General features: G+C 68.0%; 24 protein-coding genes. 21 read left to right on the top strand and 3 right to left on the bottom strand.

The genetic code is table 11. From position 1 onward, the window contains the following. Positions 1-16: 16 nt before the first annotated feature. The gene (locus ASE52_RS03315) at positions 17-2,689 is read left to right on the top strand and encodes a cation-translocating P-type ATPase (RefSeq protein ID WP_057223781.1); all 2,673 of its coding nucleotides are present in this window, start codon (positions 17-19) and stop codon (positions 2,687-2,689) included. 52 nt (positions 2,690-2,741) lie between these two features. Here ASE52_RS03315 and cobA read toward each other — a convergent pair whose 3' ends face one another. Further along, positions 2,742-3,575 (bottom strand): uroporphyrinogen-III C-methyltransferase, encoded by an 834-nt coding sequence (gene cobA / locus ASE52_RS03310; RefSeq protein ID WP_057223780.1) that lies wholly within the window; start codon positions 3,573-3,575, stop codon positions 2,742-2,744. 208 nt (positions 3,576-3,783) lie between these two features. Between cobA and ASE52_RS03305 the strand changes: the two genes are divergently transcribed. The 19 genes from ASE52_RS03305 (at position 3,784) to ASE52_RS03215 (ending at position 22,025) form a co-directional block, all read left to right on the top strand. Then, positions 3,784-5,505: a nitrite reductase gene (locus ASE52_RS03305; protein WP_057225152.1), complete on the top strand. Its 1,722-nt coding sequence runs from the start codon at positions 3,784-3,786 to the stop codon at positions 5,503-5,505. Between the two features lie 160 nt (positions 5,506-5,665). Continuing rightward, positions 5,666-5,989 (top strand): c-type cytochrome, encoded by a 324-nt coding sequence (locus ASE52_RS03300; protein WP_057223778.1) that lies wholly within the window; start codon positions 5,666-5,668, stop codon positions 5,987-5,989. Positions 5,990-5,999: 10 nt separating this feature from the next. Further along, positions 6,000-6,350: a cytochrome c gene (locus tag ASE52_RS03295; protein WP_057223776.1), complete on the top strand. Its 351-nt coding sequence runs from the start codon at positions 6,000-6,002 to the stop codon at positions 6,348-6,350. Beyond that, positions 6,347-7,540 (top strand): cytochrome D1 domain-containing protein, encoded by a 1,194-nt coding sequence (locus tag ASE52_RS03290; protein WP_057223774.1) that lies wholly within the window; start codon positions 6,347-6,349, stop codon positions 7,538-7,540. Before ASE52_RS03295 ends, ASE52_RS03290 begins: the two co-directional genes overlap by 4 nt. 1 nt (position 7,541) lies before the next feature. Further along, positions 7,542-8,531, top strand: a complete 990-nt coding sequence (locus ASE52_RS03285; RefSeq protein WP_057223773.1) for an Lrp/AsnC family transcriptional regulator — start codon at positions 7,542-7,544, stop codon at positions 8,529-8,531. Further along, positions 8,524-9,003 (top strand): Lrp/AsnC family transcriptional regulator, encoded by a 480-nt coding sequence (locus tag ASE52_RS03280; RefSeq protein WP_057223771.1) that lies wholly within the window; start codon positions 8,524-8,526, stop codon positions 9,001-9,003. The genes ASE52_RS03285 and ASE52_RS03280 overlap by 8 nt, the downstream gene beginning before the upstream one ends. Further along, positions 8,993-9,490: an AsnC family transcriptional regulator gene (locus ASE52_RS03275; RefSeq protein WP_057223769.1), complete on the top strand. Its 498-nt coding sequence runs from the start codon at positions 8,993-8,995 to the stop codon at positions 9,488-9,490. The genes ASE52_RS03280 and ASE52_RS03275 overlap by 11 nt, the downstream gene beginning before the upstream one ends. Continuing rightward, positions 9,477-10,715 carry a heme d1 biosynthesis radical SAM protein NirJ gene (gene nirJ / locus ASE52_RS03270; RefSeq protein WP_057223766.1) on the top strand — a complete coding sequence of 413 codons (1,239 nt, stop codon included), beginning with the start codon at positions 9,477-9,479 and terminating at the stop codon, positions 10,713-10,715. Before ASE52_RS03275 ends, nirJ begins: the two co-directional genes overlap by 14 nt. Before the next feature lie 100 nt (positions 10,716-10,815). Beyond that, complete coding sequence (locus ASE52_RS03265; RefSeq protein WP_241776945.1) at positions 10,816-12,384, top strand: nitrite reductase; 1,569 nt, start codon at positions 10,816-10,818, stop codon at positions 12,382-12,384. After that, positions 12,381-12,983, top strand: a complete 603-nt coding sequence (locus ASE52_RS03260; RefSeq protein ID WP_241776906.1) for a cytochrome c oxidase subunit 3 family protein — start codon at positions 12,381-12,383, stop codon at positions 12,981-12,983. The genes ASE52_RS03265 and ASE52_RS03260 overlap by 4 nt, the downstream gene beginning before the upstream one ends. Positions 12,984-12,991: 8 nt before the next feature. Next, the gene (locus ASE52_RS03255; protein ID WP_057223762.1) at positions 12,992-13,264 is read left to right on the top strand and encodes a cytochrome C oxidase subunit IV family protein; all 273 of its coding nucleotides are present in this window, start codon (positions 12,992-12,994) and stop codon (positions 13,262-13,264) included. 193 nt (positions 13,265-13,457) lie between these two features. Then, positions 13,458-13,892, top strand: coding sequence for a cytochrome c (locus tag ASE52_RS03250; protein ID WP_057223759.1), 435 nt, complete (start codon positions 13,458-13,460; stop codon positions 13,890-13,892). A gap of 15 nt (positions 13,893-13,907) precedes the next feature. Next, entirely contained in the window at positions 13,908-15,344 is a 1,437-nt protein-coding gene (locus ASE52_RS03245; protein ID WP_057223757.1) for a cbb3-type cytochrome c oxidase subunit I, read from the top strand. A gap of 18 nt (positions 15,345-15,362) precedes the next feature. Next, positions 15,363-16,172: a CbbQ/NirQ/NorQ/GpvN family protein gene (locus tag ASE52_RS03240; RefSeq protein ID WP_057223755.1), complete on the top strand. Its 810-nt coding sequence runs from the start codon at positions 15,363-15,365 to the stop codon at positions 16,170-16,172. A 25-nt stretch (positions 16,173-16,197) separates the two neighbouring features. Continuing rightward, positions 16,198-17,229 (top strand): 4Fe-4S binding protein, encoded by a 1,032-nt coding sequence (locus ASE52_RS03235; RefSeq protein ID WP_057223753.1) that lies wholly within the window; start codon positions 16,198-16,200, stop codon positions 17,227-17,229. Between the two features lie 70 nt (positions 17,230-17,299). After that, complete coding sequence (locus ASE52_RS03230) at positions 17,300-19,195, top strand: VWA domain-containing protein (protein ID WP_057223751.1); 1,896 nt, start codon at positions 17,300-17,302, stop codon at positions 19,193-19,195. A gap of 89 nt (positions 19,196-19,284) precedes the next feature. Next, positions 19,285-20,082, top strand: coding sequence for a Crp/Fnr family transcriptional regulator (locus ASE52_RS03225; RefSeq protein WP_010461162.1), 798 nt, complete (start codon positions 19,285-19,287; stop codon positions 20,080-20,082). 127 nt (positions 20,083-20,209) lie between these two features. Further along, positions 20,210-21,493 (top strand): aminotransferase class I/II-fold pyridoxal phosphate-dependent enzyme, encoded by a 1,284-nt coding sequence (locus tag ASE52_RS03220; RefSeq protein WP_010461160.1) that lies wholly within the window; start codon positions 20,210-20,212, stop codon positions 21,491-21,493. 178 nt (positions 21,494-21,671) lie between these two features. After that, positions 21,672-22,025 (top strand): energy transducer TonB, encoded by a 354-nt coding sequence (locus ASE52_RS03215; protein WP_057223749.1) that lies wholly within the window; start codon positions 21,672-21,674, stop codon positions 22,023-22,025. Between the two features lie 27 nt (positions 22,026-22,052). Here ASE52_RS03215 and egtB read toward each other — a convergent pair whose 3' ends face one another. Further along, complete coding sequence (gene egtB / locus ASE52_RS03210) at positions 22,053-23,324, bottom strand: ergothioneine biosynthesis protein EgtB (protein ID WP_057223746.1); 1,272 nt, start codon at positions 23,322-23,324, stop codon at positions 22,053-22,055. 13 nt (positions 23,325-23,337) lie between these two features. After that, complete coding sequence (gene egtD, locus ASE52_RS03205; RefSeq protein ID WP_057223745.1) at positions 23,338-24,258, bottom strand: L-histidine N(alpha)-methyltransferase; 921 nt, start codon at positions 24,256-24,258, stop codon at positions 23,338-23,340. Between the two features lie 322 nt (positions 24,259-24,580). Here egtD and ASE52_RS03200 point away from each other — a divergent pair, with 322 nt between their 5' ends. After that, positions 24,581-25,255 (top strand): protocatechuate 3,4-dioxygenase, encoded by a 675-nt coding sequence (locus ASE52_RS03200; protein ID WP_241776905.1) that lies wholly within the window; start codon positions 24,581-24,583, stop codon positions 25,253-25,255. Positions 25,256-25,268 lie beyond the last annotated feature (13 nt).

The following is a 25,268-nucleotide window of genomic DNA, read 5'->3' as shown; positions in this document are numbered from 1 at the left end:
CTGTCCAGATTGCCGCATGCCCCCTTCTCAAGCCCCTCACCTGCACACCGCCGAGGCCGTCGCCCAGGCACATGGCGTCAACCCCGATGCGGGCCTGCATGCCGACGAGGCCCAGCGCCGCAGCGCCACGCACGGCGCCAATGAGCTGGCAACCGGACAAAACCGTCCCTGGTGGCACCTGCTGGCCGACCAGTTCAAGGACTTCATGGTGCTGGTGCTGCTGGGCGCCGCCGTCATTTCGGGGCTGGTGGGCGAGGTCACGGATACGCTGGTCATCCTCGTCATCGTGGTGCTCAACGCGGTCATCGGCTTTGTGCAGGCCTGGCGCGCCGACCAGGCCATGGCGGCGCTGCGCCAGCTGGCAGCAGCCCATGCCACCGTGCTGCGCAACGGAGCCGTGCAGGTGGTGCCTGCCACCGCACTGGTGCCCGGCGACATCGTGCTGCTGGAGGCGGGCAACCAGATCCCGGCCGACCTGCGGCTGATCGAGATTGCGCAGTTGCAGGTGGATGAATCGGCCCTCACGGGTGAATCCGTCACGGTGGCCAAGCAGACGGAGGCCCTGGCCGCCGAGGATGTGGGCGCACTGGGCGACCGCACCAACATGGCCTTCAAGGGCACCACGGCCACACATGGCAGGGCACGCGGCCTGGTGGTGGCCACCGGCATGCACACCGAGCTGGGCAAGGTGGCCACGCTGCTCGACACAGGCGACCGCAGCACGCCGCTGCAGTTGCGCCTCGCAGCGTTCGGCAAGCGGCTGGCGCTGGCGGTGCTGGGCATCTGCATCGTGATCTTTGGGGTGGGTGTGCTGCGCGGCGAGGCGCCGCTGCTCATGGCCCTCACCGCCATCAGCCTGGCCGTGGCCGCCATCCCCGAGGCGCTGCCTGCCGTGGTCACCGTGCTGCTGGCCCTGGGCGCGCGCCGCATGGTGGCCGTGCATGCGCTGGTGCGGCGCCTGCCGTCGGTTGAAACCCTGGGCTCAGTCACCACCATCTGCTCGGACAAGACCGGGACCCTGACGCAAAACCGCATGCATGCCGAGCTGCTGCTGGCCCACGGTGTGCGCTGGGTGCCCGGCGACCCCCTGCCCGACCCGACGCACGCGGAGGCCCTGCGCGCCGCCGCGCTGTGCAACGACGCCACGCTCCAGGCACAGAACGAAGAGGGCCAGTCCGCCACCCACTGGCAGGGCGACCCCACCGAAACCGCGCTGGTGCTGGCCGCCCACGCAGGCGGGCTGGACAAGGCCCAGCTCGACACCACCTGGCCGCGCGTGCAGGAGCAGCCGTTTGACTCCGACCGCAAGCGCATGACGACCTTCCACCGCGCTGCCGATGGCTTTGTGGCCTATACCAAGGGCGCGCCGGAATCGCTCTTGCCCCGCTGCACCGCCCACTGGACACCCGACGGCGCTGCCGCACTCGACACCGCCAAGGTCCTCGCCACTGCCCAGCAACTCGCCGCCCAGGGCCTGCGGGTGCTGGCCCTCGCCCGCCGCAGCCACGGCCGCCTGCCGGACACCAACGACATCGACGCGGTAGAAAACCAGCTGGAGCTACTGGGCCTGATCGCCCTCATCGACCCACCCCGCGCCGAGGCCCAGGCCGCAGTGCGCGACTGCATCAGCGCGGGCATCACTCCGGTCATGATCACGGGCGACCACCCCGCCACCGCGCGCGCCATCGCGCACCGGCTGGGCATTGTGCGCAGTGCGGATGCCCCTGTGCTCACCGGCGCAGACCTGGCCACACTGGACGATGCCGCCCTGCGCGCCCGGGTGGAGCAGGTGCAGGTCTACGCCCGCGTGGACCCGGCGCAGAAGATCCGCATCGTCGAAGCGCTGCAGGCCCAGGGCCACTTCGTGGCCATGACGGGCGATGGCGTGAACGATGCCCCGGCGCTCAAGCGCGCCGACATCGGCGTGGCCATGGGCCAGGGCGGCACCGACGTGGCGCGCGAGGCATCGAGCCTGGTGCTGCTGGACGACAACTTCGCCACCATCGTCGCCGCCGTGCGCGAAGGCCGCCGCATCTACGACAACATCCGCAAGTTCGTGCGCTACGCGATGACGGGCAACTCGGGCGAGATCTGGACCATCTTCCTCGCGCCGCTGCTGCTCCTGCCCATTCCGCTGCTGCCCATCCACATCCTGTGGGTCAACCTGGTGACCGACGGCCTGCCGGGCCTTGCGCTCGCGGCCGAACCGGCCGAGCGCGGCATCATGCAGCGCCCGCCCCGTGCGCCGCGCGAGAGCCTGTTTGCCCACGGCATGTGGCAGCACATCCTGGGCGTGGGCCTGCTCATTGGCGGACTGTGCCTGGCGGTGCAGGCCTGGGCCCTGCACACCGGCCACGCGCACTGGCAGACCATGGTATTTACAGTGCTCACGCTGGCGCAGATGGCGCATGTCATCGCCATCCGCTCCGAATCCGAACCCATCTGGCGCCTGGGCCTGCTCAGCAACCGCCCGCTGCTGGGTGCCGTGCTGCTCACCTTCGCGCTGCAGATGGCGACTATCTATGTGCCCTGGCTCAACCCCATCTTCCGCACCGAGCCGCTGAGCCTGGGCGAGTTGGCGCTGTGCATTGGCGCCGCGCTGGTGGTGCTGGTGGTCGTGGAGATTGAAAAGGCCTGGCGACGCCAGCGCCCGCAGTCAGTGGCCTCTGACGCCGCGCTGGACGCCTGAGAACCTGTTCAGTAGGCGTTGCACCGATGCTCGTTCACCACGGCGCCTTGGCTCAATGATGCGCTGAAGCCTGCGCCAGGCCCTGAACCAGCGCAGGCTGCAGCGCTACCACCTCGCCCACGATGATCAGTGCAGGTGCCTTTACGCCCTGGCTGGCCGCAAGGCTTGGCAACGAAGCAAGGGTGCCGGTGAGGCAGCGTTGATCCGGCAGGGACGCACGCTCGACGATGGCTGCGGGCGTGGTCGGCGGCAAACCGTGCGCGGCGAGTTGCGCGCAGATGGTGGGCAGCGTGGCCACCCCCATATAGAACACCACGGTCTGACGTGGGCGCGCCAGCAGGGGCCAGTCTAGTGCTGTGTCGTTGTCGCCGCGCAGGTGCCCGGTGGCCAGCACCAGGGTACCCGCATGGTCACGGTGCGTGAGCGGGATGCCTGCGCAAGCTCCCGCGGCCTGCGCGGCCGTAATGCCCGGCACCACATCGAAGGAAATTCCCGCGCGGGCCAGGCCCAGCGCTTCTTCGCCACCGCGGCCAAAGATGTAGCAGTCGCCACCCTTGAGGCGCACCAGGGCCCGGCCGCTACGCGCCAGGCGGCACATCAGTTCGATGATGTCCTCCTGCGGCAGCGCGTGGCGCGACGACTCTTTGCCCACGTAGATGCACTCCGCGCCAGCGGGCACCAGGGCCAGCACGTCCTCACCCACCAGGTGGTCGTACAGCACCAGGCTCGCCGCGCGCAGCACGCGTGCGGCCTTCACCGTGAGCAGGTCGTGGTCGCCCGGGCCCGCACCCACCAGCGTCACATGGCCTGTAGGCACTGGGTTGTTGTTCTCTGCCCCGCCGCGTGCGGGTTTCTTCAGCCATTGGGGGTCATCCATGAAGCTCATGTGTACGGCTCGCTGGTGTTTTGTGGGTGCGGCCATGGTGGAACAGGCCGGATGCCGCGTCCTTGAACCAGTTCAAGGACAACGCACGCTGACCGCAGGACCATTGCCTCACCCGCAAGCAACGTAGGGCAGCCGTGGTGCGGGTCGGAGGGCGCAGCAGCCGCATCCCCCGCCAACCATTCGCTGCCCATGACGCAGAGGACCGATGATGAAAGCAATCAAGACCGTCCAGCACCTGGCCCTGGCAGCCCTCGCTATGGCTGCGGCCACGGCGATGGCACAGGCAGGCAAGGGAGTCTCGCAACCCGAAATGAATTACCAGGCTGGCGGCTCCCCCCTGGTGAACGAGCCCATGCACCAGAGCACCAACCCCAAGGCGCCGCCGATGACGGCCGCAGAGTTCGAGAAGGCCCGCCAGACCTACTTTGAGCGCTGCGCGGGCTGCCACGGCGTGCTGCGCAAGGGAGCCACCGGCAAGCCACTGACCCCGGACCTCACCACGGCCAAGGGCACGGACTACCTCAAGGTGTTCATCTCGTATGGCTCGCCAGCGGGCATGCCCAACTGGCTGACTTCCGGCGAGATGAACGAGAAGGAAGTGGACCTGATGGCCCGCTACATTCAGCACGAGCCGCCAACCCCACCCGAGTTCGGCATGGCCGACATGAAAAAGACCTGGAGGGTCATCGTCGAGCCCAAGGACCGGCCGAAGAAAAAGCTCAACAACTACAACATCGAGAACATCTTCTCGACCACGCTGCGCGACACCGGCGAAGTGGCGCTGATCGACGGCGACACCAAGCAGATCATCAACATCGTCAAGACCGGCTACGCCGTGCACATCTCGCGCACGTCGGCCTCGGGCCGCTACCTGTTCGTGATCGGCCGCGATGGCAAGATCAACATGATCGACCTATGGATGGAAAAGCCCGACAACGTCGCCGAAGTGCGCGTGGGCCTGGAGGCGCGTTCGGTGGATACCTCCAAGTTCAAGGGCTATGAGGACAAGCTCGCCATCGCGGGCAGCTACTGGCCGCCGCAGTTCACCATCATGGACGGCGACACGCTGGAGCCCAAGAAGATCGTGAGCACCCGGGGCATGGTGGTGGGCACGCAGGAATACCACCCTGAGCCACGCGTCGCCTCCATCGTGGCCTCGCACTTCAAGCCCGAGTTCGTGGTCAACGTGAAGGAGACCGGCAAGACGCTGATGGTGGACTATTCCAACATCGACGCGCTCAAGGTCACCGAGATCGGCTCCGCGCCCTTCCTGCACGATGGCGGCTGGGATTCAAGCAAACGCTACTTCATGGTGGCGGCCAACAACAGCAACAAGATCGCGGCCATCGATGCCAAGGAAGGCAAGCTGGCCGCCATCACGGACGTGGGCAAGATTCCCCACCCCGGCCGAGGCGCCAACCTGCTGCATCCGAAGTTCGGCCCCGTCTGGGCCACCGGCCATCTGGGCGACGAAACGATCTCGCTCATCGGCACAGACCCCAAGAAGCACAAGCAATACGCCTTCAAGGAAGTGGCCAAGCTCACCGGCCCGGGCGGCGGCGCGCTGTTCATCAAGAGCCACCCCAAGAGCACGCACCTGTACTCGGATGCACCACTGAACCCTGATCCCAAGATCTCGCAGTCCATCGTGGTCTACGACATCAAGAACCTCGACAAGGGCTTTGTGACCTTGCCGATCGCGGAGTGGGCGGACCTGAAGGATAACGGCGCCAAACGCGTTGTGCAGCCCGAGTTCAACAAGGCCGGCAATGAGGTGTGGTTTGCGGTGTGGAGCGCCAAGAACAAGGAAAGCGCGCTCGTGATCGTGGACGACAAGACGCTCAAGCTCAAGGCCGTGATCAAGGACCCGCGCCTGATCACGCCCACGGGCCACTTCAACGTCTACAACACCCAGCACGACATTTATTGACCTCCCTGAGTCGCCTGCGGTGCCTTCCCCCCAGGGGGACGCCGCCAGGGGCTTGGCGAAGCCAGTTCCCCGGCGGCTGCGGGCCCCAGGCCGCGCGGATGCGCATGCCGGGGGCGATGCCAAGCGTCGAGGCAATTCATCCACATAACAGGAGCAAACGATGAGACACCATCTGACCGGGCCTCTGGCCATTGCTGCAGCCCTGGCACTTTGCGCCGGTGCGGCCAGCGCAGCCTCGCCGGAGGAAGCCATGAACAAAGCCGGCTGCATGGCCTGCCATTCCAAGGACAAGAAGCTCGTTGGGCCATCATTCAAGGACATTGCGGCCAAGTACAAAGGCAAGGACGCGACCGCGCAGCTGGTTGACAAGGTGCGCAAGGGCGGCTCCGGCGTGTTCGGGCCGATTCCGATGTCGCCCAACGGGCCGGACAAGATCGGCGATGCCGACCTCAAGGCGGCCGTCGAGTTGATTCTCGGGACCTGAGCGCCACGCCATGCCGCTGCGCGCCGCCGCCCTGACCACGCTGTGCGTCCTGGCCTGTGCCGGGGCCATGGCACAGGCCACTGGCACACCACCAGAGCGCCAGCGCGAGCTAGTACGCATGGTGCGGCAGGACTGCGGCTCGTGCCACGGCATGCACCTTACCGGTGGGCTGGGACCGCCCCTCACCTCTGCGGCCTTGGCGGACAAACCCGTCCCTTCCATGGCTGCCACCATTTTTCACGGCCGCCCGGGCACGCCCATGCCGCCCTGGCGCACCTTTGTCACCGAAGCCGAAGCCCTGTGGATCGCCGAGCAATTGGCGAGTGGCTTCCCTCCTTGGCCCCCGCGCCCCCAGCCATGAAACGACGCCCCCTCCTCCTGGGCCTGGCGGCCCTCCCGCTGCTGACCAGCGGCTGCGCAACGCTGCAGCAGCCCGCGCCCCCGCTCGTGGGCACCGGCGACCTGGGCCTGGTCATCGAGCGCGCCACCGGCTCGGTGTTGCTGGTGAACACCACACACCGCTCCGTCCTGGCCCGCATCACCAGTCTGGGGGACCTTTCCCATGCCTCGCTCGTGTTCTCGCGCGATGGCCGCCAAGCCTATGTGTTTGGCCGCGACGGCGCACTCACGCGCATCGACCTGCTGACCCGGCGCATCACCGCGCGCGAGCAGCAGGCCGGCAACTCCATCGGCGGCGCCATCAGCGCCGACGGCACGCTGGTGGCCACGCAGAACTACACGCCCGGCGGCGTGAAGGTGTTCGACGCCGAGACGCTGGCATTGCGGGCGGACATCCCCGCGCTCACTGCCGACGGCCAGCGCTCGCGCGTGGTGGGCCTGGCCGACCTGCCCGGCCAGCGGTTCATCTACAGCCTGTTCGACGCCAACGCGATCTGCATTGCCGACTGCACCGACCCCGCGCGGCCGCGCGTGACGCGCATCGACGGCATTGGCCGCCAGCCGTATGACGCGCTGGTCACGCCCAACGGCCGCCACTACATTGCGGGCCTGTTTGGCGAAGACGGCCTGGCCCTGGTGGACACCTGGGCCGATCAGCCGGTCGCCCGGCGCATCCTGGGCGGCTATGGCCGCGGCCAGCAGCCCCTGCCCGTGTTCAAGATGCCCCACCTGCGCGGCTGGGCCGTAGCCGGGCGCCATGCCTATCTGCCAGCCATCGGTCGCCACGAGGTGTTGGTGGTGGATACCACCACGTGGGAAGAAGTCGGCCGCATCCCGGTAGCAGGCCAGCCCGTGTTCGTGATGGCGCGGCCCGATGGCCGCCAGGTATGGGTGAACTTCGCCATGCCCGACTACCACCGTGTGCAGGTCATCGACACCCTGGTCCAGCGCGTGGCCGCCACGCTGCAGCCCGGCAAGGCCGTGATGCACATGGAGTTCACGCCACGCGGCGAGTCGGTGTGGATCAGCTGCCGCGACGACGACAAGGTGCAGGTGGTGGACACCGCCACGCTGTCCACCCAGGCATCGCTGGCCGCCCAGGCGCCCAGTGGCATATTTTTCACGGCGCGCGCCCAGCGCATGGGTTTTTAGCATGTGTGCACACACCAGCGACCTGCCGCTGCTCAACACCTGGCAACGCGATTTCCCGCTCTGCCTGGCACCGTTCGATGTGCTGGGGCACGCCCTGGGCCGCCCCGCCAACGCCGTGATCGCCCATTGCCGGCGCCTGCAGGACGCGGGGGTTCTGGGCCGCATAGGCGCCGTGTTTGCGCCGGGCGCAGGCGGCGCGGGCCTGCTGGCCGCCATGGCCGTGCCCCATGCGCGGCTGGAGGCCGTCGCGGCCCTGGTATCCAGCCACCCGGGCGTCAACCACAACTACGAACGCGAAAACCCGCTCAACCTGTGGTTTGTTGCTACCGCCACAGACCCGGCAGCCCTGGAGCAGGTGCTCTGCCGCATTGAACAGGACACCGGGCTTCGCGTGCTGCGGCTGCCCATGGTGCGCCCCTACCGCATCGACCTGGGCTTCGACCTCTGCGCCACCACCGTCGCAGCGGGGGGCGCTACGCAGGCAGCCTCCACGCCCGTGCCCGCCCATGAAGCAGGACTGGCGGCATTGGCCGAGCAGGGCCTGCCGCTGGTCGAGCGGCCCTACGACGCCTGGGCGGAGCACCTGGGATGGAGCCCCGCCACCGTGCTGGAGACCCTGCACCGCTGGCTGGCACAAGGCATCTTGAGCCGCTTTGGCATGGTCGTGCGCCACCATGAGGTGGGCTACACCGCCAACGCGATGACGGTGTTTGATGTGGCCGACCAGCAGGTGGATGCCTGTGGTGCCCTGCTCGCCCGGCAGCCCGGCATCACCCTTGCCTACCGGCGCGAGCGCTCGGAATACTGGCCCTACAACCTGTATTGCATGGTTCACGGGCAAGATCGCACCGAGGTGCTGGCATTGATAGAGCAGGCCTCGCAGCAGGCCGGCATTGCACACCTGCGCCGCGAAACCTTGTTCTCCCTGCGGCGCTTCACCCAGCGCGGCCCGCGCCGGTTTGCAGCGCTCCAGGAGGCACCCCATGCTTAGGCCGGACCAGCTTCGCCTCGTGGACTACCTCCACGGCGGCTTTCCTGTGGTGGACCGCCCCTTCGCCGCCGTGGGCGAAGCCCTGGGCTGGAGCGAGGACCATGTCATCGAATGCCTGCGCCAGTTGCTGGCCAGCGGCGTGCTCACGCGCTTTGGCCCCCTGTTCCAGATCGAGCGCGCGGGCGGGCAGTTCATGCTGGCAGCGCTGGCCGTGCCCGAAGAGCGCTTTGACGAAGTCACGGCGCTGGTGAACGCGCTGCCCGAAGTGGCCCACAACTACCGGCGCGACCACCCGTCGCTCAACATGTGGTTCGTGCTGGCCGGGGAGTCTGCAGGCGCCGTGGCCGATGCTGCCCGCCGCATCGAGCACACGACCGGCCTGCCGGTGTTCCAGTTCCCCAAGGAGCACGAATACCGCGTCGAGCTGCGCCTGCCCCTCATCCCGCCGAAAGGAGCCCGCCGTGGCGCTTGATGCCTTCGACCGCGCCCTCATCGCCGCCGTGCAGGGTGGCCTGCCGCTGGTGGCCCGCCCCTACGAGGCCGTGGGTGCCATGCTGGGCGTGAGCGGCGAACAGGTGCGAGAGCGCCTTGCCTCCATGCTGGACGAGGGCCTGGTGCGCCGCATCGGCGCCGTGCCCAACCACTACCGCCTGGGCTTTACCGCCAACGGCATGAGCGTATGGGACGTGGACGACCGCCAGGTGGATGCACTGGCCACCCAGATCGCCCGGCTCAATGGCGTGAGCCACTGTTACCGCCGCACCCGCCACCTGCCCGACTGGCCCTACAACCTGTTCGCCATGCTGCACGGCCGCACGCGCGATGAGGTCGAGCGCCAGGCCGACGTGGTGGCCGCGCTGCTGGGCCCAGCGTGCCGTGCACACGACATCCTGTACTCCACGGCCATTCTCAAAAAAACCGGCCTGCGCTTGAAAGGCACCAACGATGTTCAGGATTAGCCAATACATGCGTGAGCTCGCCGCCGCCGAGGCGGCGGGCGCCTACCCGGCCGTGCGCAGCCGCCCGCAGAAAGGCCCGCAGGGGCCCGTCGTGATCTGGAACCTGATCCGCCGCTGCAACCTCACCTGCAAGCACTGCTACGCGCTGTCGGCCGACCACGACTACGCGGGTGAACTCTCGCGCGACGAGGTGTTCGGTGTGATGGACGACCTGCGCGCCTACGGCGTGCCCGTGCTCATCCTCTCGGGTGGCGAGCCGCTGATGCGCCAGGACCTGTTCGACATTGCCGCCCGTGCGCGGGACCTGGGGTTCTACACCGGCCTGTCCACCAACGGTACGCTGATCGACGCACCCATGGCCGACCGCATCGCCGCCCAGGGCTTTGACTACGTGGGCATCAGCCTCGACGGACTGCGCGACACCCATGACCGCTTCCGGCGCATGCAGGGCGCGTTCGACCTGAGCCTGAACGCGCTGAAGCTGCTGCGCGAGCGGGGCGTGAAGGTGGGCATGCGCTTCACCATGACCGCGATGAATGCACATGATCTGCCCGCGCTGCTGGCCCTGATGCGCGCAGAGCAGGTCGACAAGTTCTATTTCTCGCACCTGAACTACGCCGGGCGCGGCAACATCCACCGGGGCAAGGACGCCCAGTTCCAGGCCACACGCGATGCGCTCACTCTGCTGTTCGACCGAGCCTGGCACGCAGCGCAAACAGGCCTGGCCGAGGAGTACGTGACTGGCAACAACGATGCCGATGGCCCCTTCCTGCTGCAATGGGCGCAAATGCACCTGCCGCGCTGGGCACCGCTGCTCGCGCAGCGCCTGGCCGCCTGGGGCGGCAACGCCAGCGGCCTGAACGTGGCCAACATCGACAACCTGGGCCAGGTGCACCCCGACACCATGTGGTGGCACCACACGCTGGGCAATGTGCGCGAGCGGCCCTTTTCGGCCATCTGGAGCGATACCTCCGACCCGCTGATGGCCGGGCTCAAGCAGCAACCGCGCCCCGTGCAGGGCCGCTGCGCGCAGTGCCACTACCTGCCGCTGTGCGGCGGCAACACCCGGGTGCGCGCCCAACAGCTCACCGGCAACGCCTGGGCCGAGGACCCGGGCTGCTATCTGGAAGACGAAGAGATCGGTGCAGTGGCCGCAGCAGGCAGCGCGCCGCACGGCCCGCGCCAACGCATCACCATTCCCATCCGGGAGCAAGCCCATGCCTGACATCCCTGTCCTTACACCGCACCGTTGGCGCGCGTGGCTGGCCGACGCCGCCCGTGCCACCCTGGTGGCTGGCCTTTTCTGGATGGGCTGGGACCTGGCCATGGCCCAGCAAAACAGCACCAGCACGAGCGCCACCGCCAACACGAGCCCCAGCGCGGCCAGTACCTTCGCCACGCATTGCGCCAGCTGCCACGGTGCGCAGCGCACCGGCGCCATGGGCCCGGCCCTGCTGCCCGAGAGCCTGGCCCGCCTGCCGACCGGAGAAGCCCTGCGGGTCATCACCAGCGGTCGCACGGCCACGCAGATGCCCGGTTTTTCCGGCACGCTCTCGCCTGCCGAAATCCAGGCGCTGGGCGCGTTCGTCCGTACTCCCGTGGTGCCCGCACCGCGCTGGACGGAGGACAACATCCGCACGTCGCGCGAATTCCATCCCACACCGGCCAACGAGCCCGCCACGCCGCTTTGGCAGGCGGACCCCATGAACCTCTTCGTGGTGGTGGAAGGTGGCGACCACCATGTGAGCCTGCTCGACGGCGACCGCCTGGAAGTCATCACCCGCTTTGCCAGCCGCTTTGCGCTGCACGGCGGCCCCAAATTCTCGCCGGACGGCCGCTACGTGTACTTCGGCTCGCGCGACGGCTGGATCACCAAGTACGACCTGTACCGCCTGCGCGTGGTGGCCGAAGTGCGTGCCGGGCTGAACATGCGCAACGTGGCGGTGAGCGGCGACGGCCGCTGGGTGATGGCCGCCAACTACCTGCCACACACGCTGGCCCTGTTCGACAGCGACCTGCAGTTGGTGCGCACCTACGACGCGCGCACGCTGGACGGTAAAAGCAGCTCGCGCGTCTCGGCCGTGTACGACGCCGCGCCGCGCAAGAGCTTTGTCGTGGCGCTCAAGGACATCCCGGAGATCTGGGAGATTTCGTACGACCCAGAGGCACCGCCCATCCACGACGGCCTGGTGCACGACTACAAGATGGGCGAGGCCATTGCGAAGCCCGGCTACCTGGGCGTGCGCCGCACGCCGCTGGATGAACCGCTGGACGACTTCTTCTTCGACCAGAGCTACCGCCACGTGCTGGGCGCCACGCGCCCCAAGACGGCTGCCCCGGACGGCAAGGCCGGCACCGACCCCGCCACCGCCCAGGTGGTGAACCTGGACGTGCGCCGCAAGATCGCCGACCTGCCGATTGCAGGCATGCCGCACCTGGGCTCGGGCATCACCTTCGCCTGGCAGGGCACCACGGTGCTGGCCTCGCCCAACCTGCAGGGCGGCAGCATCGACGTGATCGACATGAAGACCTGGAAGCCCGTGGCCAGCATCCCCACACCGGGGCCGGGCTTCTTCATGCGCAGCCACGAGAACACGCCCTATGCCTGGACGGACTCGATGATGAGCGCCACCGCCAGGGACACCCTCACCATCATCGACAAGGCCACGCTGCAGCCCGTGGCCACGGTGCGCGAGCCCGGCAAGACCCTGGCGCACATCGAGTTCACGCGCGACGGCCGCCTGGCGCTGGCCAGCCTGTGGGAGATGCAAGGCGCCCTCATCGTGTACGACGCCGCCACGTTCAGGGAGGTCAAGCGCCTGCCCATGAGCAAGCCCGTGGGCAAGTACAACGTGTGGAACAAGATCACGCGATCGGAAGGGACTTCGCATTGAGCAGCACTGCGATGCCCCCGGCCCAGGCGGCCCACCCGCCGACATCGCCTCGCCTGGTGGGCGACCTGGTGGTGTGGCTGCTGGTGCTTGCCGAGCTGCTCACCTTCGGCATCCTGTTTGCCGCGTTTGCCTTTGCGCGGCTGCGCGAACCGGGTCTGTTCGCGGCCGGCCAGGCCACGCTGGACCTTTCCACCGGCGCGGCCAACACCGTGCTGCTGGTGTCCGCCAGCTGGTGTGCGGCGCGCAGCGTGCACACCGTGCGCAACGGCTGCTCTGCCCAGGGCGCGCGCTGGCTGCTGGGCGCGCTGGCCTGCGGCTGCGGCTTTCTGCTGCTCAAGAGTCTGGAGTACGCGCACAAGTGGCGCGAGGGCATCGACGTGGCCGAGAACACGTTCTACCTGCTGTACGTGATGCTCACGGGCTTTCACTTTCTGCACGCGGCCGTGGGCTGCATCATCTTTGCGGTGCTGTGGGGGCCCACGCGGCGCGGCGCCTACGGGCCGCACGGTTGCCATGCGCTGGAGACGGGTGCGGTTTTCTGGCACATGGTGGACCTGCTGTGGATGGTGCTGTTCCCGCTGGTCTACGTGCTGCGATAAAGGTCTGCATGAAACACCCGCACCACCGCATCAACGCCATCTGGATCGCCCTGCTGGCCGCCACGGCCATCACCGCCTGGCTGGGCGAGCACGCGGGTGCGCAAGGCCTGGGCACCGGCGCGGCCGTGCTGGTGCTGGCCCTGGCCGCCGCCAAGGGCTGCCTCATCATCCTGGACTACATGGAACTGCGCCGTGCCCCGGCGCTGTGGCGCCGCCTGCTGCTGGGCTGGCTGGCCGCCGTGGTGCTGCTGGTGCTAGTGGCGACGCTCTGGCCGCGGTAGCCTGCCACCGCCTTCGCCACCCACTATCAAATCAATAGCTGCTTGCGCTTTCCGCACAAGCGTGCGGGGCCATTTTTGCTCAAAAACTCCGCGCAAAAAACCCGGGGGCAGCTGCGCATTCCTTGAACCGGTTCAAGGAAAAAAGCCGAGCAAATTGGGAGGATATAGCCGTCCATTTCAAGGAGGGCTTCGAATGAGCCAATCACACAGCGGGTTCACCAAACAGATGGCCCGCAACATGTTCTACGGGGGCACTGTGTTCTTCGCCCTGCTGTTTGCCGCCACTGTGTTCGACAGCGAGCGCCGCATCCCCGAGCGCTCCAACGCCCAGGCCATCACCCCGGCTGTGGTGGCAGGCAAGAAGATCTGGGAGACCCGCAATTGCATCGGCTGCCACACCCTGCTGGGCGAGGGCGCGTACTTCGCACCCGAGCTGGGCAACGTCTACAAGCGCCGGGGCGGCGACTTCATCAAGGTGTGGATGAAGCTCCAGCCCACCGGCGTGGCGCACCGCCGCCAGATGCCGCAATTCAACCTCACCGACCAGCAGCTCGATGAGCTCGTCGAGTTCCTCAAGTGGACTGGCGAGATCAACACCGAGAAGTGGCCACCCAACATCGAAGGCTGAAGAGGGACCGACACCATGCACATTCCAACACTCAAATACCAGAGCCAATCGGTCTCGAAGCTCTACTTCATCGCAGCCATGGCGCTCTTCGCCGGGCAGATCATCTTCGGCATCACGCTGGGCCTGCAATACGTGGTGGGTGATCTGTTCTTCCCCTACGTCCCGTTCAATGTGGCGCGGATGGTGCACACCAACCTGCTCATTGTGTGGCTGCTGTTTGGCTTCATGGGCGCGGCCTACTACATGGTGCCCGAGGAGTCGGAGACCGAGCTGCACTCCGTCCTGCTGGCCAAGGTGCTGTTCTGGGTCTTTCTCACAGCGGGCGCGCTGACCATCGTGGGCTACCTCACGGTGCCCTACGCCAAGCTCGCCGAACTGACGGGCAACGACCTGCTGCAGACCATGGGGCGCGAGTTCCTGGAGCAGCCGCTGCCCACCAAGGTGGGCATCGTGGTCGTGGCGCTGGGCTTTCTCTACAACATCAGCATGACGGTGCTCAAGGGCCGCAAGACCGCCATCTCGCTGGTGCTGCTGATGGGCCTGTGGGGCCTGGCGCTGGTGTTCCTGTTCAGCTTCGTGAACCCGCACAACCTGGTGCGCGACAAGATGTACTGGTGGTTTGTGGTCCACCTGTGGGTGGAGGGCGTGTGGGAGCTGATCCTGGGCTCGCTGCTGGCCTACGTGCTCGTCAAAACCACGGGCGTGGACCGTGAGGTGATCGACAAGTGGCTGTACGTGATCATCGCCTTCGCGCTGATGACCGGCATCCTGGGCACGGGCCACCACTTCTACTTCATCGGCCTGCCCGGCTACTGGCACTGGATCGGCAGCATCTTCAGCGCCCTGGAACCCGTGCCTTTCTTCATGATGACGGTGTTCGCCTTCAACATGGTGCAACGCCGCCGCCGCGACCACCCCAATCAAGCCGCCGTGCTGTGGGCCGTGGGCACCGCCGTGCTGGGCTTCCTGGGCGCCGGCCTGTGGGGCTTTATCCACACGCTGTCGGCCGTCAACTACTACACCCATGGCTCGCAGATCACCGCGGCCCACGGCCACCTGGCCTTCTATGGGGCGTATGTGCTGGTGGTCATCACGCTCATCAGCTACGCCATGCCCACCCTGCGCGGGCGCATTGCCAACAGCCCCCGGGCGCAGGCGGCGGAGATGTGGAGCTTCTGGATCATGAGCATCGGCATGGCCGTGATGGTGCTGGCACTCACGGGCGCAGGCATCCTGCAAGTGTGGCTGCAGCGCATCCCCGAGACCAACGCCATGGGATTCATGGCTACGCAGGAGCAGCTGTCCATCTTCTACTGGGTGCGCGTGGGGGGCGGCGTGGTCTTCCTGCTGGGCCAGCTGCTGTTCTTCTACAGCTTCTTCATCGGCGGCGATCCCGTCACCGAGGAAGGCCGCACGGGCACCCCCGGCCACACGGCCCTGGGCACCGCCTGAGCCGCGCAAGGAAAACCCATGGACCACAGCGAACTGCACCGCATCGCCTCCGCGGTCATGCCCTTCTACGCCGAGCAGGGCAATGAGGCCGCACTGTTCGAACACGCCTGGCGGCAGCGCCTTCCGCTGCTCATCAAAGGCCCCACGGGCTGCGGCAAGACGCGCTTTGTGGAACACATGGCCGCCCGCCTGGGGCGGCCCCTCATCACAGTGAGCTGCCACGACGACCTGGCCGCCGCCGACCTGGTAGGCCGCCACCTGCTGAGCGCAGAGGGCACCGTCTGGGCCGATGGCCCCCTGGCACGCGCGGTGCGCCAGGGTGCGATCTGCTACCTGGACGAGGTGGTGGAAGCGCGCAAGGACACCACCGTGGTGCTGCACCCGCTGGCAGACGACCGGCGCGTGCTGCCCATCGAGCGCACCGGCGACCAGCTGGCCGCGCCGCCCGAGTTCATGCTGGTGATCTCGTACAACCCCGGCTACCAGAGCCTGCTCAAGAGCCTCAAGCCCAGCACCCGCCAGCGCTTCGTGGCGCTCAAGCTGGGCTACCCCGCTCCAGCGGTCGAAGAAGCCATCCTGCGCACCGAGGCGGGCGCAAGCCCCCACCTGGCGGCCACGCTGGTGCGCCTGGGCACCGCCCTGCGCCAGTTGACCGACCAGGACCTGGAAGAAACCGCCAGCACCCGGCTGCTGGTGATGGCTGCACGCCTGGCCGTCTCGGGCGTGCCGCTGGCGGCCGCGTGCCGCGCGGCCATCGTGGATGCCCTCACGGACGATGCCGACACGGCTGCGGCCCTGGGCGAGGTCGTCCAGGCCCTGCTGGGCTAGGGCCGCCGGTCCATGTCTGCGCCCCATGCAACGCCAGCGACGCACGTTCCAGATCGCCTTCTTCGCGCTGTTTCTGCTCGCACCCGCGCTGAACCTGCTGCGCCTTGATATCACCGAGGTCCAGCTGTGGGCGCTGGGCCAGCGTTGGAGCCTGGGGATCGACGACTTCCGCCAAGGGCTGATCGGGCCGGGCGAAATGACCTGGCGGCTCTTTGTGCGTGCGCTGCTCCCGGCCATCATGCTGGTGGGCGGCTTTCTGGCCGTGGCGTGGCGCTACGGGCGTCTGTACTGCGGTTGGCTGTGCCCGCATTTCTCGCTGGTGGAGCTGCTCAACCATGTGCTGCAAAAGGCCTGCGGGCGCCTGTCGCTGTGGGACCGCAAAGCCACGCCGCGCCAGGGCCTCACGCCCCGCCGCCGCTGGTGGCCGGTGTTCGTGCTGCTGTCCGTGCTGATGGGTTTTGTGTGGGCCATCACTTTGCTCACCTACCTGCTGCCGCCCGCCGATGTCTGGGGCCGGCTGGTCAGCGGCACCTCGACCCCGGGACAATTGCGCTTCCTGATTGCCGGTACCGCGGTCTTCAGCGCCGAATTTCTGCTGGCCCGTCACCTGTTTTGCCGCTTTGGCTGCGCCGTGGGCCTGTTCCAGAGCCTGGTGTGGATGGCCAATCCGCGCGGCCGGGTGGTCGGTTTTTCCCGGGATGTGGGGCGCCAGGGCGTACTCGCCCATCCCAGCGCGCCCAGTGGCCTCGCGCCCGCCACCCCCGCCCACTGCCGCAGTTGCGACGCACCGCACGGCAATGCCTGCGACCGCGCCTGCCCCATGCACCTGCCGCCGCGCCAGTTCAAGCGGCGCAAGTTCTCGTGCGTGCAGTGCGGGCTGTGCGTGCAATCCTGTGAGGCGTCACAGGCCGCGCAGCAGCGCGAGCCCTTGCTGCAGTGGAGCATTGGCGTCGATGCGCTGCGCGAGTCGCTGCGGGCGCGGCGCACCGAGGCCGTGGACGCACCGGCTGCGGCGCCGTATCCCGCACACCCAACACATCCCGCCCCCGGGGGCTAAAAGCACACCGCCGTGCTGCCCAACGCCGCCCCCGCGGCATCCCAAGCGGCACACGCCGCGGAGCACTGACATGGAAGAGTGGATCGGCCAGCAATGGCACCGCCTCATCACCCGCTGGGCCGAGCCTGGCCACGCCACGGTTGCCGTGTCGCTGGACGAGATGCGCAAGCCGCTGGGCTTGCTGCTGCGCTGCGGCGGCGGGCCGGCCGGCATGCGCATTGGCCCCGCCGCCGTGCGCGGCCACGGCGGGCCGCGTGGATGGGTGCAACGCGTGGCCGGCAGCGGCACGCGCGCCGCCCTGCCGGAGTTCCACCACGACCTGCTGGCCCTGCCACCCAGCGTGGCGGTATTTCCAGATAAAGCGCTGAATCGATCTCTTTATCTCTGGCTGGCGGCCCTGGCCTCGCAATGGAACAGCGCAGCCCCCCTGCACGGCTGCGGCTGGATAGGTCACAACCTCGCCGCAGTGCGAGCCACGCTGGCCACCTTCCCGGGCCTGGCATCCATGTACGCGCAACTGCGGCAGGCCCAGCTGGCACTGCGCCCGGCGCCCGGCCGCTTGCGCGGCCCGGCCGCCGAGGCCGAGGCGTGGGTGCAGCGCGCCCTGCGGGGCGAATTTGACCAGGGCCTTGCGCCCGGCGCCCTGTTGCCACCCAGCCTCACACCCACCGAGGTTGCCCCAGTCTGGCTATGGCTGGAGAGCTGCGGCACCAGCGACGCCGACGCGCCGCGCCGCCCGGCGCAGCCCCCTGGGCCCCAATCAACCGGGAATACCGCCACACCCGCGCCAGAAGACAGCACGCGCCGCAAGGCCGAGCGGGTGCGCGACGAGCGCCATGCCGCCCCACTGATGCTGTTCTTTCGCGCCGAATCCATCTTCTCGTGGGGCGAATTCACCAAGGTGCAGCGGGCCGATGACGATAGCGACGACGGCAACGCGCTGGAAGCCGCGCGCGACATGGACGTGCTCTCCATCGCCGAAGACCCGGGCAATGCCAGCCGCCTGGCTGCGCGTGTGCGCTTCGACCTGGACCTGCCCAGCGCCGCGGCAGACGATATGGCCCTGGGCCCCGGCGAGCACCTGCCCGAGTGGGACTGGAAGGCCGGTGCACTGCGCCCCGCGCACTGCGCTGTGCAATGCAGGGTGGCCCGCGATACCGCCCCGTTCACGCCCGATGCACAGCTGCGCACCACCGTGCGGCAAGTGCGCAGGCGCCTGGAGGTACTGCGCGCGGCACCCGCGCGCGCGCACGCCCAGGCCGACGGCGATGAGCTGGACGTGGATGCCTGGGTACGCCACGCCGCAGACGCAGCCGCCTGGCGCAGCGAGTCCCCGGCCGTCTGGCAGCGGCGCGTGCGCGCCGAGCGCAGCCTGGCCACACTGCTGCTGGCCGACCTGTCACTCTCCACCGACGCGCACGTGGCCGGTGCCGGTCGGCCTATGCGCGTGGTGGACGTAATCCGCGACGCGCTCTATGTCTTTGGCGAGGCCCTGTCGGCCGGAGGAGACACTTTCGAGATGCTGGGCTTCAGCTCGGTGCGGCGCCAGAACGTGCGCATCCAGCACCTCAAGGGGTTTGACGAAGCCTGGACAGGCGCGGCCCGTTCGCGGGTAGGCGCCATCAAGCCGGGCTACTACACGCGCATGGGCGCTGCCATCCGCCACGCCACGGCGCGCCTGGCGGCACGGCCCGAGCGCCAGCGCCTGCTGCTGCTGCTCACCGACGGCAAACCCAATGACCTGGACGTGTACGAGGGCCGCTACGGGCTGGAGGACACGCGCCACGCGGTGCACGAGGCGCGCGCGCAGGGCCTCACGCCCTTTGCCATCACCATCGACAACGCAGGGCACGACTACCTGCCCTTTCTTTTTGGCCAGCAGGGCTATGCGCTCGTACACCGTCCGCGCGACCTGGCCCTGCGCCTGGCCGCTGTGTACAGTCAGATCACCCGCCACGGAATTTGACGCGCCGCAGCATTTCCTTGACATCGGACATGAACGAATCCCGCAGACGCCGGTGTAATGGGCGCATCCCCGCTCTCCAGTGCCCCGCCATGGACATCCGGCAATTTGATATCCCACGCTACCTGTCGGCGCTACCGCTGTTTCAGGAAGCCACTCCGTCCGATCTGGCGCGCCTGGCGACCGGCTGCCGGCTGCGCCGCTTTGCACGCGGCGACACCATCTTCCGGGTGGGCACACCGTGCGAGGAGTTTCACGTGACGGTGCTCGGTCAGGTCAAACTCTTTGCGCTCTCGCCCTCAGGGCAGGAAAAAGTCATTGAACTGGTGGGCCCCGGAAGCACCTTTGCCGAGGCGCTCATGTTCACGGGCAAGCCCTACATCATCAACGCCCAGGCGCTGAGCGACACGCTGTTGCTGAGCGTCGACAAAAGCACGGTCGAGCGCGAAATCGAAGCGGACCCGCGCTTTGCCATGCGCATGCTTGCCGGCATTTCGCGGCGGCTGCATGGACTGGTGCATGACGTGCAGACCTATACGCTGCACAGCGGCATGCAGCGCGTGATCAGCTACTTGCTGCGCGAACTGCCCGAAGATTCGAACGACGCCGCCGGCCTCGCGCTGGCCTGTGCCGGCCATGGCCAGCCGCAGGGGCCTGGTGGCTTGAACGTGACCCTTCCGGTGAGCAAGGCCACCATCGCCTCGCGCCTGTCCCTCACGCCCGAGTATTTCTCCCGCGTGCTGCACGAACTGGAAGACGCAGGCCTCATCCGCATGGCCAGGCGCGACATTCACATCCCCGACGCAGCGCGCCTGGCCGCGCACAATTGGCCCGAGCCCTGCTCACGCCGGTGCATGTCAGCCCAGGCCGCCGTGGCCCTGCCCGCCTGAAACAGGCCGGGCGCCCCATAAGCTCATCACCAACGATTCGAACGAAGCGGCGCGCGGCGATGCAAGAATGGCCCTGCGGCGGCACTGCCGCCTCGCCCCATTCAACCGCTGACAAGGACCTCGTACCATGAAGATCGAAACCCTGGCCGTGCACGCTGGCTACAGCCCCGACCCCACCACCAAGGCCGTGGCCGTGCCCATCTACCAGACGGTGGCCTACGCCTTCGACAGCGCGCAGCACGGCGCGGACCTGTTCGATTTGAAGGTGCCGGGCAACATCTACACCCGCATCATGAACCCGACGACCGACGTGCTGGAAAAGCGCGTCGCGGCGCTCGAAGGCGGCATCGCGGCGCTGGCCGTGGCCTCGGGCATGGCGGCCATCACCTACGCCATCCAGACGATTGCCGAGGCGGGCGACAACATCGTGTCGGCGAGCACCCTCTACGGCGGCACCTACAACCTGTTTGCGCACACGCTGCCCCAGCAGGGCATCACCACGCGCTTTGCCGACCCGCGCGACCCGGCCAGCTTTGCGCAGCACATCGACGCACGCACCAAGGCGATCTTCATCGAGTCCATCGGCAACCCGCTGGGCAACGTGACCGACATCCGCGCACTGGCCGATGTGGCCCATGCGCACGGCATTCCGCTGATCGTGGACAACACGGTGCCCAGCCCCTACCTGCTGCGCCCCATCGAGCACGGCGCCGACATCGTGGTGCACTCGCTCACCAAGTACCTGGGCGGCCACGGCAACAGTGTGGGCGGCGCCATCGTGGACAGCGGCAAGTTCCCATGGGCCGAGCACAAGGCCCGCTTTCCGCGCCTGAACGAGCCCGACGTGAGCTACCACGGCGTGGTCTACACCGAAGCTCTGGGCCCCGCCGCCTTCATCGGCCGCGCGCGCGTGGTGCCGCTGCGCAATACCGGCGCGGCGCTGGCACCGCTCAATGCCTTCTTGATTCTGCAAGGCATCGAGACCCTGGCCCTGCGCATGGACCGCATCTGCGACAACACGCTGGCGCTGGCAAAGTACCTGCAAAGCCACCCCAAGGTGGAATGGGTGCGCTACGCCGGCCTGCCCGACCACCCGGACCACGCGCTGGTGCAGCGGCAGTCGGGCGGCAAGGCGTCCGGCATCCTGAGTTTCGGGCTCAAGAGCACCGACGCCGACCCGCGGGCGGCCGGTGCGCGCTTCCTGGACGCGCTGCAGCTCTTCACCCGCCTGGTGAACATCGGCGACGCGAAATCGCTGGCCACGCACCCCGCATCGACCACGCACCGCCAGCTCAACCCCGAAGAGCTGGCCAAGGCGGGCGTGAGCGAGAGCATGGTGCGGCTGTCGGTGGGCATCGAGCACATTGACGACCTGCAGGCGGACCTGGTGCAGGCGCTCGACGCCGTCTGACCTTCGACCGCAGCCGACGCCAGTTGCGGGATACTGGCGGGATTGCCCCGCAGATCGCGGGGCTCCCTGACCCCCCATCGCCATGTTCCGCCTATCTACTCTTGCACCGCTCACCCTCGGCCTGCTGACTCTGGCCGGCTGCAGTTCCTCACTGTTTACCCCGCCCCGCGGAGCGGATGTGACCGAATCCCACGTCACCAGTTTCCGCCAGAAGGAGGACGTGCAACTGCTGAGGCAGCAGGTGTCGCCTCCGCTGGACACGCCCTTGACGCTGCTGGAGGCACCGCTGCCGCGCTACCCGTCGTTTCTGCTGAATGACCCGTCGCCCAAGGCGCGTGGCGATGTGACGGTGTCGTTCGAGATCATGCCCAGCGGGCTGGTCGGTACCACGCGCGTAGTGTCGGGAACGGGAGAAGATGCCCTGCACAAACCGGCGATCGATGCGGTGCGCCGCTGGAAGTTTGCGCCGCTGCTGCGCAACGGGGAGCCTGCCCGCCTGGTGCTGCAGCACACCTTCCGCATGGAGCCCTGAGCGCGCCAAATAACGCGATAAAGCCACTCAAGCGTCACGCGCCAGCCGCACACCCGTGTATTGCCAGCGGGCCGTGGCCGGAAAGAAGTTGCGGTAGGTGCTGCGTGCATGCCCCGCAGGCGTGGCGCACGAGCTGCCGCGCAGCACGTACTGGTTGACCATGAACTTGCCGTTGTATTCACCCACCGCGCCGTCGGCGGTGCGAAAGCCCGGGTAGGCCGCGTAGCTCGACTGGGTCCACTGCCAGGCGCTGCCGAACAGTTGTTCCAGCGCTTGGCCATCGTGGCCTTCATCATCGTGCCCGTCAGCCGCTACGGCTTGCGCAGCATGCTCCCACTCGGCCTCGGTAGGCAGGCGTGCGCCCACCCAGCGGGCATAGGCATCGGCCTCGTAGTACGACAGGTGCACCACGGGCAGATCGCCACGCAGCGGCTGCAGGCCAGCCAGGGTGAACGCATGCCAGACGCCGCTGTCGAGCAGGTGCCAGTACAGGGGCTGGTCAAGCCCCTGGGCCACGCGCCAGTCCCAGCCTTCGGCCAGCCAGTGGGCGGGGTTGTCGTAGCCGCCGCCCTCCACAAAGGCCAGCCATTCCGCGTTGGTCACCAGCCGCGAGGCCAGCGCATACGGCGCAAGGTAGGTGCGGTGGCGTGGGCTTTCGTTGTCGAAGGCAAAACCATCGCCCCGGTGGCCCATGTCCACCAGCCCGCCGTCCAGCGTCAACCACCCGAAGGGTTCGGTGGCCGGCACCAGGGCCAGGTCGCCCGCCGCACTGGTGGCCGCACCATCGTCGGCCGCCCTATACGCAGGATGCGTGGAATTGCACGACAGCAGGTGCTTGACGTCCGTCACCAGCAGCTCCTGGTGCTGCTGCTCGTGCTGCAGCCCCAGCTCGATGAGCGCGCACAGCGCAGCGTCGTTCAACACGGTGGGCAACAGGCGCGCCATGCGTTGGTCCACATTGGCGCGGTAGGCGCGTACTTCATCCAGCGGCGGCCGGGTCAGCAGCCCCCGCTGCGGCCGCGGGTGTTTGGCACCCACGCCGTTGTAGTAGGAGTTGAACAGCACGCGAAACGCGGGATTGAACGGTGCAAAGCCCGGCTCGTTCGGCTCCAGCACGAAGGTTTCGAAGAACCAGGTGGTGTGCGCCAGGTGCCACTTGGCGGGGCTGGCGTCGGGCATGGACTGCGCGCCGCAGTCTTCGGCCGACAGGGGCGAAACCAGTGCCACGCTGTGGTCCCGCACAGCGGCATAGCGCGAGAGCAGCGCGGTCAGCGGGGGGTACACATCCATGTTGGTCATAGTCAATCCATTCTCAGGGGCGCGCATGCAGCACGGCAAACCAGCTGCGGTCATCCGTCCACGCCTGGGCCTGCGAGAACCCAGCGCGCGCCAGCATGTCGGTGAACACGGGCAGGGGGTATTTGTAGCTGTTTTCGGTGTGGATGCGCTCGCCCTGGTCAAACCGGCGGGCGCCACCAGGCCAGCGCACTTCGGCGTCGGCCAGGGCCTCCAGGTGCATCTCGATGCGTGACTCGTCCTGGTTGAAGAACGCGCGGTGCTGCCACTGCTGCACGTCGAAGTCGCTGCCGATCAACCGGTTCACATGCGTGAGCACGTTGCGGTTGAACGCGGCCGTGACGCCTGCCGCGTCGTCGTACGCGGCTTCCAGCACCTGCACGTCCTTGGGCAGGTCGATGCCGATCAGGAGGCCCCCGTCGTCGTCGATCAGCTCGCGCATGTGGGCCAGCAGCTCCAGGGCGTGCGGCGGGTCGAAGTTGCCGATGGAAGAACCCGGGTAGAACACCAGCCGCCCCTTGCGCGGAATGTCTGCGGGCAGCACCACGCCCCGGGTCATGTCGCCGCCCACGGCGCGCGCGTCCAACCCGGGGAAGTCATCGCGCAAGCCCTGCACCGCGGCCTGTAGAAAGTCGGCCGAAATATCGACCCCCACGAAGCAGGCGGGCTGCACCAGGCGGCACAGCGTGCGCGCCTTCTGGCAGTTGCCCGCACCCAACTCGATCAGCGTACGGCCCGGGCCCACAGCCCGGGCGATGCCGTCTGCGTGCTGCTGCATGAGCGCGGTTTCGGTGCGGGTGGGGTAGTACTCGGGCAGGCGGGTGATCTCTTCGAACAGCTGTGAGCCGTGCTGGTCGTAGAAGTATTTGGGGGAGATGCTGGCGGGGCGCTGGTTCAGGCCGCGCGTGATGTCATCGGTGGGGCTGGGCAAAGGCATGGATCTTGAAGCGTCTCGCGCGGCATGGCTTGCCACTGCTGGTGAAAGAGCGGAACCGCCGTGGAGCCCACAGGCTCCGAGACGACCATCCCGCCCGCAGGCTGGACCGTGAAAGGCAATATAACCCCACGACCATCGGGACATTCTGCGACGGCGGGACGATGCTGCGTGTAGGTCATTTCCCCGTTGCCTGCGGCGCAAAGGCCGCCCTCGCCGCCCGGCACGACACTGCGGCACTTTTTGCGCGTCGGGTGGCTCCTACCGCCGTGCGACCCGCACGGAGCGGATCACCACCCGCAGCCGCCCCAGGCAGGAGCCCACCATGCCCGACATTGCCACCCCGAGTCTTTCGCCACTGCACCCCGCCCCCACCGCCGCCACACGCCGCCAGTGGCTGCAGCAGGGTCTGCGGGGTGCTGCCCTGGTGGCCGCGCCGGCGCTGGTGCAGCCCGCAGCAGCCCAGGCCCGCGCCATGCCCACGCCGCGCCAGACCGAAGGGCCCTACTACCCCGTGGACATCCCGGCGGACAGCGACGGCGACCTGCTGCGCAACGGCATGCTGCGCTACACCCAGGGCGAGGCTGTCTGGGTGGAAGGCCGGGTCACAGACACACAGGGCGTGCCGCTGTCAGGCGGCACGGTCGAGATCTGGCAGTGCGATGCCGACGGCCACTACCACCACCCGGGCGACGGCGGCAAGGCGGCCCCGGCGTTCCAGGGCTTCGGCCGTGTGGTGCTGGGGCGCGACGGGCGCTACCGCTTTCGCACCATCCGGCCAGCGCCATACACCGGGCGCACGCCGCACATCCACTTCAAGGTGCGGCTGCCGGGGCGCGAGCTGCTGACCACGCAGATGTACGTGGCAGGAGATCCCGGCAACACACGCGACTACCTCTGGAGCCGCCTGGGCGATGCCGAGCGCGCAGCGCTCACCGTGCCCTTTGCGCCGTCGCCCGATGGCGTGCGTGCCCAGTTCGCGCTCGTGGTGCAGGCCTGACGCTGCGAAGCTC

The organism is Acidovorax sp. Root275 (assembly GCF_001428965.1).
GTDB lineage: Bacteria > Pseudomonadota > Gammaproteobacteria > Burkholderiales > Burkholderiaceae_C > Acidovorax > Acidovorax radicis.
This window is presented reverse-complemented; position numbering and strand designations above follow the sequence as displayed.

Coding starts and splice junctions, on each gene's coding strand:
- egtD (WP_057223745.1), bottom strand. CDS start 24,258: ATGCCTTTGCCCAGCCCCACCGATGACATCACGCGCGGCCTGAACCAG.
- ASE52_RS03295 (WP_057223776.1), top strand. CDS start 6,000: ATGCCGCTGCGCGCCGCCGCCCTGACCACGCTGTGCGTCCTGGCCTGT.
- ASE52_RS03225 (WP_010461162.1), top strand. CDS start 19,285: ATGGACATCCGGCAATTTGATATCCCACGCTACCTGTCGGCGCTACCG.
- ASE52_RS03245 (WP_057223757.1), top strand. CDS start 13,908: ATGCACATTCCAACACTCAAATACCAGAGCCAATCGGTCTCGAAGCTC.
- ASE52_RS03300 (WP_057223778.1), top strand. CDS start 5,666: ATGAGACACCATCTGACCGGGCCTCTGGCCATTGCTGCAGCCCTGGCA.
- ASE52_RS03230 (WP_057223751.1), top strand. CDS start 17,300: ATGGAAGAGTGGATCGGCCAGCAATGGCACCGCCTCATCACCCGCTGG.
- ASE52_RS03235 (WP_057223753.1), top strand. CDS start 16,198: ATGCAACGCCAGCGACGCACGTTCCAGATCGCCTTCTTCGCGCTGTTT.
- ASE52_RS03280 (WP_057223771.1), top strand. CDS start 8,524: ATGCTTAGGCCGGACCAGCTTCGCCTCGTGGACTACCTCCACGGCGGC.
- ASE52_RS03240 (WP_057223755.1), top strand. CDS start 15,363: ATGGACCACAGCGAACTGCACCGCATCGCCTCCGCGGTCATGCCCTTC.
- ASE52_RS03220 (WP_010461160.1), top strand. CDS start 20,210: ATGAAGATCGAAACCCTGGCCGTGCACGCTGGCTACAGCCCCGACCCC.
- ASE52_RS03255 (WP_057223762.1), top strand. CDS start 12,992: ATGAAACACCCGCACCACCGCATCAACGCCATCTGGATCGCCCTGCTG.
- ASE52_RS03250 (WP_057223759.1), top strand. CDS start 13,458: ATGAGCCAATCACACAGCGGGTTCACCAAACAGATGGCCCGCAACATG.
- egtB (WP_057223746.1), bottom strand. CDS start 23,324: ATGACCAACATGGATGTGTACCCCCCGCTGACCGCGCTGCTCTCGCGC.
- ASE52_RS03285 (WP_057223773.1), top strand. CDS start 7,542: ATGTGTGCACACACCAGCGACCTGCCGCTGCTCAACACCTGGCAACGC.
- nirJ (WP_057223766.1), top strand. CDS start 9,477: ATGTTCAGGATTAGCCAATACATGCGTGAGCTCGCCGCCGCCGAGGCG.
- ASE52_RS03290 (WP_057223774.1), top strand. CDS start 6,347: ATGAAACGACGCCCCCTCCTCCTGGGCCTGGCGGCCCTCCCGCTGCTG.
- ASE52_RS03305 (WP_057225152.1), top strand. CDS start 3,784: ATGAAAGCAATCAAGACCGTCCAGCACCTGGCCCTGGCAGCCCTCGCT.
- ASE52_RS03200 (WP_241776905.1), top strand. CDS start 24,581: ATGCCCGACATTGCCACCCCGAGTCTTTCGCCACTGCACCCCGCCCCC.
- ASE52_RS03265 (WP_241776945.1), top strand. CDS start 10,816: ATGGCCCAGCAAAACAGCACCAGCACGAGCGCCACCGCCAACACGAGC.
- ASE52_RS03315 (WP_057223781.1), top strand. CDS start 17: ATGCCCCCTTCTCAAGCCCCTCACCTGCACACCGCCGAGGCCGTCGCC.
- cobA (WP_057223780.1), bottom strand. CDS start 3,575: ATGAGCTTCATGGATGACCCCCAATGGCTGAAGAAACCCGCACGCGGC.